Here is a 12,105-nt window from a genome sequence, read left to right as displayed (position 1 = left end):
GAAGCCGAAGCCGAAGCCGAAGCCGAAGCCGAAGCCGAAGCCGAAGCCGAAGCCGAAGCCGAAGCCGAAGCCGAAGCGGCTGTGGAACTGACTCAGGAAGAGAACTCCGCGTCGCCGGAAAAATCGCATCGTGAAGAGTCGCAGCAGGAAGAAAAACGCAGTGGATTCGTCCCCGCTTTGCTCGGCGGTGTGATCGCTGCGGGAATCGGGTTTGCAGCGGGCAGCGCGGGCTTGTTCGGATCTGGCGATACAGATGCGCTTACGACGCTTGAGGCGAAGCTCAACGATCAGTCCACTCAGATCGAGGCACTGACAAAATCCCTGTCCGACACATCTGGCGTCGACAGCAAGATTGCAGCGCTGACCGATCAGGTGACACCGATCACAACCGATCTGGATACGCTCAAATCCAGTGTCGATGAACTGGCGGGCAAGATTGATCCTTTGGCCAGTCGCCTAAGTAAAATTGAAAGCGACGCGCTGACTCAAGGCGCGTCCCCCGAAGCGTCGGCAGCCTTTGAGGCCGAACTGAAAAAATTACAGGACTCACTGGCGGCGCAGCGGGCCGAAGTAGAAAAAATGGTGTCGGACGCACAAACGCTTGAGGCGAAAGCCTCGGCAGAGGCTCTGGCAGCGACCAACGCGGCGATCCTGTCGCGCCTGCATGGTCAACTGGATGCTGGTCAGCCTTACGCAGACCTTGTAGCCGAACTGAAGGTAGGCGGCGTTGATGTGCCTGAGGCGCTATCCGGCCCCGCCGATAAGGGTGTTGCAAGCGTGTCGACCTTGCGGGCATCGTTCTCACCCGCTGCGCGAACCGCGTTGGCGGAAGCACGGGATGCGGACAAAGCCACTGGTCTGGTGGCGTTCCTGCAGCGACAGACCGGGGCGCGTTCGGTCACCCCACAAGATGGCGATGGTCCGGATGCGATCCTGTCTCGTGCCGAGTCGGCTCTGTCCAGTGGCGACGTCTCAACGGCCCTGACCGAACTTAAATCCCTGCCCGAAGCGGCGCAGGCAGCTATGGCTGATTGGGAGCAGGCAGCCCAGGCGCGGGTTTCCGCGGTGGATGCCGCCAATGCGCTTCAGCCTAGCGTGAACTCGAACTGAAGGACCTGCCATGCTGTGGTCACTGTTTAAGATTCTAGTTTTTGTTGCGATTATCGGTCTTCTGGCCGTGGGTGCGGGTTCCCTCATGGAAACCAGCGGTGGTATACAGATCACAGCCGGCGGGACGGAGTACACTTTGGGGCCGTTGCAATCGGTCATCGCACTGGGCGTTCTGGTTTTTGCAGTTTGGCTTTTGTTCAAGCTGCTGACCCTGTTGATCGCCACGCTGAAGTTCCTCAACGGAGACGAAACCGCACTCTCGCGCTATTTCGATCGCAGTCGCGAGCAGCGTGGGTATCAAGCGTTGTCCGATGGTCTGATGGCGCTGGCATCGGGCGAAGGGCGCGTGGCTTTGAACAAGGCCACCAAGGCAGAGCGGCTTTTGAACAAACCCGAGCTGACCAACCTGCTGGTGGCTCAGGCTGCCGAGATGAACGGTGACACCCAAAAGGCGGCTGACACCTACAAAAAGCTGGTGACGGACAATGCAACCCGCTTTGTCGGTGTGCGCGGTATCATGAAACAGAAACTGGCCGAAGGGGATGACGAAACCGCCCGCAAACTGGCCGAAAAAGCGTTGGCCATGAAGCCGCGCCATCTGGAAACACAGGACATTTTGTTAGGTCTTCAGACCAAGGCGCAAGATTGGGCAGGCGCGCGGTCGACATTGACTGCCAAGTTGAAATCCGGTCACCTGCCGCGTGACGTGTTCAAGCGACGTGATGCTGTGCTGGCCCTATCCGAGGCCAAAGGGATACTGGACGAGAACGCCACGGTCGAACAGCAAGAGCGCGCGATTGAGGCGAACCGCCTGTCTCCTGATCTGGTGCCGGCCGCTGCAATGGCAGCGCGCGCCTATATCGAAAAAGGCAAACCGCGCAATGCGACCAAGATCCTGAAAAAAGCGTGGGAGGTGCAGCCGCACCCCGACCTCGCCCATGTCTTTGCAGAGATTGCGCCGGATGAAACGCCACATGAACGGATCAAACGCTTTACTGCGCTGACCCGCATTCACCCTGAGAATATGGAAACCCGTCTGATTTTGGCGGAGCTGAACATCGTGGCCGAAGACTTCCCCGAGGCGCGTCGCGCACTGGGCGATGTGGTCGAAAAGCAGGCGGATGCGCGCGGTTACACGTTGATGGCCGCTATTGAACGGGGCGAGGGGTCCACGGACGCGGTGGTACAGGGTTGGCTGGCCAAGGCGCTGACAGCACCGCGCGGGCCACAATGGGTCTGCGACAATTGTCATGACATCCAGCCCGAGTGGGCTCCGGTCTGTCAGAACTGCAGCAGCTTTGACACGCTCAGCTGGCAAACACCGCAAACGCCGGAAATCACAAGCGCGACGGGTGTCCATATGCTGCCTCTGATCGTTGGTGCGTTGGAAGACAGCAGTGAGCCGGAAGCTGAGGTCGAGGTCGAAGTGGAGGACGTCGAGGAACCGGTTGATCCCGAGATCATCGAATTGGATGTGGAACCGGTCCGCCCTGACGTCGAGCCCGTGGTCGAGAAACAGGCCTGATGCGCTATTCCTCAGGCGCGTTCGTGACATAAGTCCAACGGTACGTCGGTGGTGTGGGGCCCTTGTTGCGGCCACCTTGCTGCATTTGCTCCCACGCATGTGCCAGTATGCCGACTGACCGGGAGAGGCAAAACAAACCACGCGCAAGCGGAGGTTCGAACCCAAGCTCTGCGTAGATGACAGCCGTGGCCCCGTCGATATTCATCGGGACGGGTTTGCCTTTGCGGCGTGCAAGCTCTGCCTCGATATCCAACGCGATTTTCCGGATACGTCCGTCACAGGCGCCGCGTTCTACTGCCTCAGAGACCAGGGCCATCAACCGCGGTGCGCGTGGATCGGTCGGTGTGTGAAACCGGTGGCCGAAACCCGGCAGTATCTTTCCGTGGTCGTCGATCCAGTCGTCAATCGCTGCACCGATCCGGCCCGAATGCGACCCGACAAAGTGAAACAGCTCAACCGCCTGCTCACCGGCCCCGCCGTGGATGTCGCCCAGCATGTTCACCGCACTGGCCATTGCGTTGTTTAAAGGCAAACCGCAGGTCACAGCCATCCGGGCCGTCGCAATAGAAGGTGCCTGCGGCCCATGATCCACGGCGGCGACCAGCGCCGCTTCGAACAGATCTGCCTGTGCGGGTAACGGGCGGTTGCCGCGAACCAGAAACCAGATCATTTCAGCGAAACTGAGGTTGCCGATCAGGTCCTCGATGGGTTCACCGCGCAGGGCGATGCGTCCGGGTTCCATGTCAATGATGGATGTGTTCCACCAGTCGGAAACATCGCTCATATCACACCATCCTTGGCCAGTTCCTTGATCTCATCCGCTGACAAGCCAAGTTCGGACCAGATTGAATCGTTATCCACGCCCAATTCCGGCGGTGAGACTTTCGGCATACTTCGCTGCCCGTCCATCACCACCGGGCTGCCTGCCAGTTGCATGTCCTCACTGTGCACCGGTAGCGTACCGATCAGTCCCCGGCTGGCCAACTGCTCATCGGCCAAAGCCTCAGGCACCGTCAAAACCTGCCCGGTGGGTACGCCCAAGCCATTCAATTCGCTGACCCACTCGCTCGCGGGACGCAATTTTAGGGATCTCTCCAACTCGTCCCGTAAAGCGTGGCGGTTTCGTTTGCGATCTTCGCGTGTTGCATAGTCGGGGTCATCCAACAGGTCCTCGCGGCCAAGATGCCGGGCGAGGGCTTGCCATTGTTCATCGCGATTGGCGGCGATGTTGATTGGGCTGTCGGATGTGGCGAAGGTACCGGACGGTGCCGAGGTTGTGTTCTCATTGCCATGCGCGCCGGGCATCACACCGCCGACAAGGTAGTTGGACACAACCCATCCCATGGTCGAGATCACGGCCTCGGACATGGCAATATCCAGAAACGCGCCACGGGGTTTTGCGTTCAATGCGGCACTCACCGCAAAGGCGGCCGTCAGCCCCCCGACCGTATCAGCCAGCGGATAGCCAACGCGGTAGGGTGCCGTGTCCGCCGCGCCGGTGATCGACATGACCCCGCTGATGCCCTGAACGATCTGGTCATAGGCCGGGTCGTCGCGGCGCGGACCGTCCTGCCCGAACCCGCTTATTGCGCAATAGATTAAGGCAGGGTTTTCGGTACGCAGAACGTCATACCCCAGACCCAACCGATCCATCACGCCGGGCCGGAAGTTTTCAACCAGAACATCCGCCGTTTTAACAAGCTGCTTTAGCAGAGCCTTGCCCCGACTGGATTTCATATCCAGCGTGACCGATTTCTTCTGCGCGTTCTGCGCCAGAAAACTGACCCCCATACCGGCGTTGTTCCGGTCAGGATCAGCCCCAAGCACACGCGCCAGATCACCGCTATTGGGGCGTTCGACCTTGATCACCTCGGCCCCCATCAAGGCCAGTTGGTAACAACAATACGGGCCGGCCAGCACGTTTGTCAGATCAAGAACCCGAACACCCCTGAGCGGTTCAGTCCCCATCAGCCACACCAGCGGCCCGTGCCCGTGCACGACGTGCGCGGTAGCTGGGTAGCAGAACCAGCAGGACGGCAATGGCAAGCAGTCCCAAGGTCATCGGACGTTCCCAGATAAACGCGATGCCATCATACAGCTGCATCGAGCGCGAAAAGTTATCCTCCATCATGCCGCCAAGGATGAACCCGATCAGCAGGGGTGCCAGCGGATAGTCAGCGAACTTCAAGGCCGTTGCGCATACGCCGAAACCCACCAGGATCAGCAATTCGGTGGCATTGTTCTGCCCGATATAGGCCCCCATCAGTGTGAAGAACAAAATGAACGGGATCAAATAGTTGCGCGGAACGGCCAGCACTTTGGCGATGTAGGGGATCAGCGGCAGGTTCAGGATCAGCAGGACGAGGTTGCCAATGAACATCGACATGATCACCGCCCAGAAGATCTGAGGCTCATCCAGCATCAAACGCGGACCCGGGGTGACGTTCAGGGCAATCAAGGCACCCAGCAGGATCGCGGTCGTTCCGGAACCGGGAATGCCCAGTGTCAGCAGCGGCACGAAAGATCCGGTGCAAGCCGCATTATTCGCCGATTCAGGCGCGGCCAGGCCTTTGATCGAGCCTTTGCCGAATTCCTCCTGCTCATCCTTGGGGGCAATGTTCCGTTCCACCGCATAGCCGAGGAAACTGGCAATTGTCGCGCCCGCGCCGGGCAGGACGCCAATAAAGAAGCCCTGCACCGATTGACGGCCGATGACCGGGGTGATGGCCTTTGCCTCGGCCTTGGTAATGCGCAGATCCTTGATCTTGCCGTCATCCCCTTTCAGGTCCTTGGGTTTAAGCACCAGGAACAACGCCTCGGGCAAGGCGAACATTGCCATGGCCAGAGTGATGAAGCCAAACCCGGATTGCAGGTCCATGATGCCCATTGTGAAACGCGGAAGATTGAACAGCGCCCCCTCTCCGACGGTGGCCATGATCAATCCCATGGTCGTCATGATGATGGCCTTTGCCACTTGCCCCGAACCGGCAAAGGCTGCGATGGCCGAAAGACCTACCACCATCAGCGCGAAGTATTCGGCTGAATGGAACAGCAGAGCGACCGAAGACAGTGCCGGAGCAAAGACCATCAGCAAAATGGCACCGATCGTGCCGCCTGCGAAACTGGCGATTGCTGCGATGGTCAGGGCCTTGCCCGCCTTGCCCTGCCGGGCCATTGGGTAACCGTCAAAGCTTGAGGCCACGGTGCCCGCGACCCCCGGCGCATTCAGCAGAATGGACGACGTCGAGCCGCCGAAGATCGCGCCATAGTAAACGCCTGCCAACAGGATCAGTGCGGCGGATGGATCGCCCATCGAAATAGCAACCGGGATCATGATTGCGATGATCGACATTGGGCCCAGACCCGGAAGCATGCCGATAAACGTGCCGATCAGACAGCCCGCGACAACCATCAGCAGGTTTTGAATTGAGAATGCCGTTTGCAGGCCGATCAGAAGTCCTTCAAGCATGTCAGCCTCCGAACACGCCCGGCAGGGGGCGCATATAAATTCCAAGAACTTCCTGAACCAGATACCAGACGGATCCGGTTGCCACGAACGCGACAGGCAGCATGATGTGCCACTTGCGTTCACCCAGAATGAAAGACCCGAGGATCAGGAAACTGGATGTCGCGATCAGAAAACCGACCGGGCGCAGGCACAGGGCATAGACAACCATGAGCACCAGAAGAGAAATTGCCTGACCCAGATGATATTCCCCAAGTCTGCGGTAATCGATATCGGCCTCTTTGACCTCGCTCTTTTCAAATCCAAGCAGGATGATCGAACACGCGACCACGCCTAGAATAGACAGCACCTTTGGAAATGTGCTGGGCCAGATCGGATTTCTCTGCATGAAAGGAGGAAGACTTCCGTCCATCGTGAACCAGGCGGTGTACCCATACGTTAGGCAAACACCCAGTAAAATAAGCGCGATCCAGCGATCCAGCGCCATAACGTCCCCTCCCCTGTATCTTGGTTTTTTGGGACGGCAGAGCGACCAAACGCTCTGCCGTAGATTGCTTTAGAGGAAGCCCAGCTTCTTCATCAGGTCGCTGATCTGCTGTTCCTGACCTTCCAGAAACGCTTCGAAATCGGCACCCGAGTTGTGGATGTTGACCCAACCGTTACGGGCACGAACCTCTTCCCATTCGGGCGTGTCGTACATCTTGGCGATGGCTTGCTGATAGGCAGCCAGCTTGTCCTCGGGCAGGCCGGGGGCAGCAAAGAATCCACGCCAGTTCACGAAAGTGGTGTCGATGCCCTGTTCTTTCATGGTCTGTGCGTCAGGTGCTGCATCAACGCGTTCCTCTGCGGTCACACCAATGATTTTAACCTCTCCCGCGTTGGCCAGATCGACGGCTTCCGAGAAACCGGTCGACAGTGCGGCGATCTCACCCGACAACAGGGCAGCCATAGCTTTTCCGCCCGCATCATAAGGGATGTATTTTACGCCCAGCGCGTCCTTGCCTGCAGCTTCCATGACCATTGCGGCGACCAGATGGTCCATGCCGCCAGGTACCGAGCCGCCACCAATCGCGGTTGCGCCCGGGTCAGCGTCATAGGCGGCCAGCAGGTCCGCCATCGAGTTGATCGGGCTATCTTTGCCTACAACAATCGCTGCGTAGTCGCCGATTGTGCCCGAGACCAGTGTCAGGTCACGGAAGTTATGCGGGAACACACCGGTCAGCGAGCGGATCACGATGGGGGTCGAGTTGACCATCAGCGTGCCGTGGTTGCTGTCCGCGTTTTCAATCAGGAAGCCGATGGCTTTACCGCCGCCGCCGCCCGACATGTTCTCATAAGATGCTGTGCCGACCAGACCAGCATTGGTCAGGGCCTCGCCAGTTCCGCGGGCGGTACCGTCCCAGCCACCGCCGGCGCCGCCGGGGATCAGAAAGTGGATGCTGTCGACGACTTCTTCGGATGCGGCAGGTCCAACCAGACCAATTGCTGCAACAGCTGCGATCAGGGCCCGACGGCCCAGGTTAAATGTTGTCATTATGTCCTCCCATTTGACAACTGGCCGCTCAGCGGCACAGATTATCCTGCACCTAAACACGCCAACCTGACATCAACCTGTCATGCAAAAAGAAACTGATTTTCGCCCATGAAATTTCTGCTTGTCGAAGACAATCTCGACCTCGCGAACGCGATCAGTTCCCGCATGCAGCTGGATGGTCATGTTGTTGATCACGCAGCAAATTTAGAGGATGCGCGCGCCTTTGTTGCGACCGAAGAATACGACCTTATCCTGCTGGATATCATGTTACCCGATGGGGATGGCCGCGAGTTCCTAAGGCAGCACCGCGCAAGCCGTTTGGACACGCCGGTGATCGTTCTGACTGCGCGCAGTCAGGTTTCGGATCGAATCGGTTCGCTTGATCTGGGGGCGGATGACTACGTCACCAAGCCTTTCGATCATGCGGAACTTGAGGCCCGCTGCCGCGCTGTTCTGCGTCGGAAGTCCGGAAGCTCAAAGTCGACGATTGAAGTTGGCGGAATTATCTTTGATCCGGTTGCTGGTCATTTGACCGTCGATGGTGTCACGCTCTCCCTACGCAATCGCGAGTTGAGAATGATCGAGCTGTTCATAAACGCGCCGGGTCAGGTGTTTTCCAAGCAGAAGCTGGCGGACAGGTTGTTTTCTTATGATGACAACGTGTCGGACAACGCGATTGAGGTCTATGTCGGACGCCTGCGCAAGCATCTTGAAAAATCCGGCATGAAAATTACTACGTTGCGCGGGCTGGGATACAGGTTGGATCATGACGACTAGCCCAACTGTTTCGGGATCACTAAGAAATAGGCTGGTGTTGACGCTGATCGGCGGAGCGGCGGTCCTGGCGATCCTATTGTTCCTGACGGTGCGCAGTTATGCCGCAAAAGTCGCCCAACAGGGACAGGACGATATATTGGGGGCGTCCGTCTCGTCGATCCTTGATGCCGCAGCGCTTAGGGATGGTCACCTAGAGGTGGACATCCCCTATGCCGCGTTTTCCATGCTCAGCACGCCGTCGGATGACCGGGTGTTCTATGCCATTTATCAGGATGGAGAATTCTTGTCCGGATATGAGGATCTGAGCCTCGCAGACGGCCCGATTGAAGGCAGGTGGGCCTTTCAAACCGGTCAGGTCCGCGGCGAGCGTGTCCGACAGGTCAGCGCCAGCCGAACTCTGGTCGGTTTGGGCCGCCAGACCGAGATTGAGGTCGCGTTGGGGCAAACGCAGGACGCGTTATCCGACACGCTGGATCAGATTTCACGCAATGCAGCGTATTTGGGGATCGGGTTCTTTCTGCTGACCGCCGCGCTGTCATTCTGGGTGACATCATCAACGATCGGCCAGTTGAACAAACTGACGACCTCGGTCACACGCAGAGGTCCGCAGGATCTAAGCCCGTTCAAGAAACCCGTGCCAAAAGAGATGGCGCCGCTGGTGACGTCGCTGAATTCGCTCATGGGTCGTCTGGACCAATCGCTTAGCCAATCCGAGGACTTTATCGCCGAAGCCGCGCACCGGGTGCGAACGCCGCTTGCCACCGTCAGGTCTTATGCCGAGGCAACCCTTCACCGCGTGGAACGGGAAGACAACCGCGAGGCCTTGAAGGCTATGGTGCGGGCCATCGATGAAAGCTCACGTGCAGCGGGGCAGTTGCTGGATCACGCGATGATCACCTTCCGAGCGGATCATCTGGAGCGCGAGGACATTGACCTGGTCGTTCTGATCCGCGATCTGGTGCAGCGCCTGATCCCGATTGCCGAGATGAAAGAGCTGACGCTTTCATTGTCGGGTGAGCCGTCGGTTCCTTACTCGGGCGACTCGATCCTGATCCAGAATGCTGTGCGAAATATGGTCGATAACGCGATGAAATACGCACCATCTGACAGTGCTGTTGAGATCACGATCATTGCACATCCCGAACCCCAGATTCAGGTGCGCGACTCGGGTCCTGGCTTTCCGCCTGATGAAATCGACACGCTGACGCGCCGGTTCGAACGTGGACAGAACGCCGTTGGGACCATCGGGTCCGGGCTGGGGTTGACGATCGCGCAGGATGTGGCAACGGCGCATGGGGGCGCGTTGATCCTAAAGAACCGATCAAAGGGGGGCGCATGCGTTATCTTATCGCTTTAGTATTGTTGGCTGTTCCCTGCCTCGGGTGGGCCGACGACTGGGAAGACCGCCTGATCTTTAATGAAAGCGCGGATGGTCCACGCCTTCGCGTGATTTCCAGCACCGATACAGTTCTATTCGCCCCTGTGATCGAGGGCTTTGTCGCTGAAAACCCCCGGATTAGTGTCGAATACCTCGTTTCCGGAACCGCCGACATCAACCGTCGAGTCCGCGCAACGCCCGATGCCTTCGACGTGATCATCTCGAGCGCGATGGACCTGCAGTTGAAATTGGCAAATGACGGCTTTGCCCTGTCTATCGACGATGTGCCCGTCCCGCACTGGGCGCAATGGCACCACAGCCTTTTCGCATTCACCTCGGAACCCGCGACAATCGTGTTAAACCGAACCGCGTTTGAAGGGCAGCCCATCCCCCAGACCCGGCAAAGCCTGATCGAGGCATTGCGCAAACGACCCGAAGAATTTCGGGGCAAAGTTGGCACCTATGACGTTCGCCAATCTGGTCTGGGATATCTGTTTGCAACCCAGGATGCGCGCGCGTCTGAGACCTATTGGCGCTTGATGGAGGTTATGGGCGGCCTGGATGTCCGGCTTTATTGCTGCTCGGGCGAAATGATCAATGACCTAGCGGATGGCTCGATCCTGGTTGCTTACAATGTTCTGGGCAGTTACGCCGCCGTCCGAGCCGAGGGCAAAGACGCCCTTGAGGTCGTGTTACCGTCTGATTTTCAAACAATTATGATGCGCACAGCGATGGTATCGAAAGCCACGCCAGAACCCAAAGCAGCCGAGTTGCTGCTACGTTACCTCGTAACTGAGCGGCCAGCAGTGGCCGAAGAGGCCAGCCCGCTTCCTCTTTTGCAGCCAAGTGATGGTTCTGACGGGCGCGAGACAATCGGCCTTGATCCCGCGTTACTGACCTTTCTTGACGGGTTGAAACGAACAAAGTTCCTTTCCGCATGGGAAGATGCCGTTATTCAGTAATAAGACCGCCACCTAAGCCCGGCGGGTCGGTAAAAACCGAAACCAGCGCCGGTGCTGTTGGAATTCCTTTCCAACATCAATTGTCGCAATCAATTCCGTTTGCTAACGTCACCCACGCGTCGGGGAGGGCGTGTAAATCCAAATGTTGGACTATTCTCATAACGCTTGGCTTGTGGCGGCGTCTCTGGCTGTTGCGATGATGGCTGGATTCACAGGGCTTTATCTGACGCATGGGGCCTCAAAACTGGACGATCAGAAACGCAAACTGGTCGTGGCGTTGGCTGCGATCATTCTGGGCGGTGGCATCTGGTCGATGCATTTCGTGGCCATGCTGGGCCTGCAACTGCCGATCCTGTTTTACTACGATGCTTTGATCACCCTGATCTCAGCCCTGGTCGCGATCCTGATGGTTGGCCTTGCGCTGCTGATACTGCATTTCCGTCCCCGCACGATGGGAACGATTGTCGGTGCGGGAGTGATCGTGGGTCTGGGGATTGTTGTCATGCACTACGTCGGCATGGCCGGGATGGAGCTGTGCCGCCCCGTTTACAATGTTTGGGACGTGGTGATTTCGACCCTGGCCTCGGTCGTTTTGTCGGTGCTGGCAATCTGGGTTGCCTATGACAACCGTACGCAGCGCAACATTCTGCTGGGAACGGTGTGTTTCGGGTTGGCGGTCTTCACCATGCATTTCGTCGCCACCGGCCTGACTGATTTTGTCGCAAGCGATACCGCCGGTCGCGCCGGACCTGCACTAAACAATCAGGTGCTGGCGATGGGGGTAACGGTTTCCGTGTTCCTGATCTGTGGTGCATTCCTGCTAACGGGCATCACCTTCATCGAACCTGCGGCAGCAGAGATATCGCCCAGCGCGCCGGAACCTGCCCCGGAACCAGAGCCCACATTGCGGGCCGGGGTTCCATTTGAGCGGGAAGGACAAACCTTTTTCGCCCAGCCTTCAAATATCGCAGCCATCCGGGCCGAAGGGCATTACACCGTTCTTTATATAAACACCGAGAAACTGTTTTGCCCGTGGTCCATTACCGAAGCTGAATCGCGCTTGGCGCCTGACGGGTTTTTGCGGGCTCATCGCAGTTATCTGGTGAACCCCAAACAGGTCTCGCGGTTCGAGAGGCACAAGGATAACGGCACCTGCTATTTCGATGGAGTCGATGCGCTAGCCAAGGTGCCGGTCAGCCGATCTCGCCTGACGGACATTCGCGAGGCGCTGGGCCTTTGATCGCAGCTCGTGCAGCGCATTCGCATTTCGTGAAATAAGCCGCGCTCTCCGTTTCCACTGGCTGGAACGGATGGCTTCAGCGTCCTTTCCTTACCGCAGGTCCCCCAAGGCAT

At 58.2% G+C, this 12,105-nt stretch carries 11 protein-coding genes; 6 read left to right on the top strand and 5 right to left on the bottom strand.

Going from position 1 to position 12,105, the window contains the following annotated elements; genetic code table 11:
- Together AC2FID_RS21705 and AC2FID_RS21700 are read left to right on the top strand one after the other, a co-directional pair.
- Positions 1 to 1,110: COG4223 family protein (locus AC2FID_RS21705; protein ID WP_496838668.1), on the top strand; the 1,110-nt coding region annotated here is incomplete at its 5' end.
- A gap of 10 nt (positions 1,111 to 1,120) precedes the next feature.
- Positions 1,121 to 2,635, top strand: coding sequence for a heme biosynthesis protein HemY (locus tag AC2FID_RS21700; protein WP_496838666.1), 1,515 nt, complete (start codon positions 1,121 to 1,123; stop codon positions 2,633 to 2,635).
- Positions 2,636 to 2,639: 4 nt separating this feature from the next.
- Here the strand turns inward: AC2FID_RS21700 and AC2FID_RS21695 are convergent, their stop codons facing one another.
- The 5 genes from AC2FID_RS21695 to AC2FID_RS21675 all read right to left on the bottom strand — a co-directional run bounded on the left by AC2FID_RS21695 (position 2,640) and on the right by AC2FID_RS21675 (position 7,635).
- Positions 2,640 to 3,419 carry a citryl-CoA lyase gene (locus tag AC2FID_RS21695; protein ID WP_496838665.1) on the bottom strand — a complete coding sequence of 260 codons (780 nt, stop codon included), beginning with the start codon at positions 3,417 to 3,419 and terminating at the stop codon, positions 2,640 to 2,642.
- On the bottom strand, positions 3,416 to 4,603 hold the full coding sequence (locus tag AC2FID_RS21690) for a CaiB/BaiF CoA transferase family protein (protein WP_496838664.1): 1,188 nt from the start codon (positions 4,601 to 4,603) through the stop codon (positions 3,416 to 3,418). The genes AC2FID_RS21695 and AC2FID_RS21690 overlap by 4 nt, the downstream gene beginning before the upstream one ends.
- Positions 4,593 to 6,104 carry a tripartite tricarboxylate transporter permease gene (locus AC2FID_RS21685; RefSeq protein WP_058275183.1) on the bottom strand — a complete coding sequence of 504 codons (1,512 nt, stop codon included), beginning with the start codon at positions 6,102 to 6,104 and terminating at the stop codon, positions 4,593 to 4,595. The genes AC2FID_RS21690 and AC2FID_RS21685 overlap by 11 nt, the downstream gene beginning before the upstream one ends.
- 1 nt (position 6,105) lies before the next feature.
- The gene (locus AC2FID_RS21680; RefSeq protein ID WP_058275184.1) at positions 6,106 to 6,588 is read right to left on the bottom strand and encodes a tripartite tricarboxylate transporter TctB family protein; all 483 of its coding nucleotides are present in this window, start codon (positions 6,586 to 6,588) and stop codon (positions 6,106 to 6,108) included.
- A gap of 69 nt (positions 6,589 to 6,657) precedes the next feature.
- Positions 6,658 to 7,635, bottom strand: a complete 978-nt coding sequence (locus AC2FID_RS21675; RefSeq protein WP_058275185.1) for a tripartite tricarboxylate transporter substrate binding protein — start codon at positions 7,633 to 7,635, stop codon at positions 6,658 to 6,660.
- 108 nt (positions 7,636 to 7,743) lie between these two features.
- Between AC2FID_RS21675 and AC2FID_RS21670 the strand changes: the two genes are divergently transcribed.
- The 4 genes from AC2FID_RS21670 to AC2FID_RS21655 all read left to right on the top strand — a co-directional run bounded on the left by AC2FID_RS21670 (position 7,744) and on the right by AC2FID_RS21655 (position 11,992).
- Entirely contained in the window at positions 7,744 to 8,412 is a 669-nt protein-coding gene (locus AC2FID_RS21670) for a response regulator transcription factor (protein ID WP_282154090.1), read from the top strand.
- Positions 8,402 to 9,769 (top strand): sensor histidine kinase, encoded by a 1,368-nt coding sequence (locus AC2FID_RS21665; protein ID WP_496838661.1) that lies wholly within the window; start codon positions 8,402 to 8,404, stop codon positions 9,767 to 9,769. The genes AC2FID_RS21670 and AC2FID_RS21665 overlap by 11 nt, the downstream gene beginning before the upstream one ends.
- Positions 9,748 to 10,752, top strand: a complete 1,005-nt coding sequence (locus tag AC2FID_RS21660; RefSeq protein WP_496838659.1) for an ABC transporter substrate-binding protein — start codon at positions 9,748 to 9,750, stop codon at positions 10,750 to 10,752. Before AC2FID_RS21665 ends, AC2FID_RS21660 begins: the two co-directional genes overlap by 22 nt.
- Positions 10,753 to 10,894: 142 nt before the next feature.
- On the top strand, positions 10,895 to 11,992 hold the full coding sequence (locus AC2FID_RS21655; protein WP_496838657.1) for an MHYT domain-containing protein: 1,098 nt from the start codon (positions 10,895 to 10,897) through the stop codon (positions 11,990 to 11,992).
- Positions 11,993 to 12,105 lie beyond the last annotated feature (113 nt).

This window comes from Ruegeria sp. CDSC068, assembly GCF_059610545.1.
This window is presented reverse-complemented; position numbering and strand designations above follow the sequence as displayed.

Excerpts from the sequence above, each read along its gene's own strand:
- AC2FID_RS21700 (WP_496838666.1), top strand. The coding sequence starts at position 1,121 with ATGCTGTGGTCACTGTTTAAGATTCTAGTTTTTGTTGCGATTATCGGT.
- AC2FID_RS21695 (WP_496838665.1), bottom strand. The coding sequence starts at position 3,419 with ATGAGCGATGTTTCCGACTGGTGGAACACATCCATCATTGACATGGAA.
- AC2FID_RS21690 (WP_496838664.1), bottom strand. The coding sequence starts at position 4,603 with ATGGGGACTGAACCGCTCAGGGGTGTTCGGGTTCTTGATCTGACAAAC.
- AC2FID_RS21685 (WP_058275183.1), bottom strand. The coding sequence starts at position 6,104 with ATGCTTGAAGGACTTCTGATCGGCCTGCAAACGGCATTCTCAATTCAA.
- AC2FID_RS21680 (WP_058275184.1), bottom strand. The coding sequence starts at position 6,588 with ATGGCGCTGGATCGCTGGATCGCGCTTATTTTACTGGGTGTTTGCCTA.
- AC2FID_RS21675 (WP_058275185.1), bottom strand. The coding sequence starts at position 7,635 with ATGACAACATTTAACCTGGGCCGTCGGGCCCTGATCGCAGCTGTTGCA.
- AC2FID_RS21670 (WP_282154090.1), top strand. The coding sequence starts at position 7,744 with ATGAAATTTCTGCTTGTCGAAGACAATCTCGACCTCGCGAACGCGATC.
- AC2FID_RS21665 (WP_496838661.1), top strand. The coding sequence starts at position 8,402 with ATGACGACTAGCCCAACTGTTTCGGGATCACTAAGAAATAGGCTGGTG.
- AC2FID_RS21660 (WP_496838659.1), top strand. The coding sequence starts at position 9,748 with ATGCGTTATCTTATCGCTTTAGTATTGTTGGCTGTTCCCTGCCTCGGG.
- AC2FID_RS21655 (WP_496838657.1), top strand. The coding sequence starts at position 10,895 with ATGTTGGACTATTCTCATAACGCTTGGCTTGTGGCGGCGTCTCTGGCT.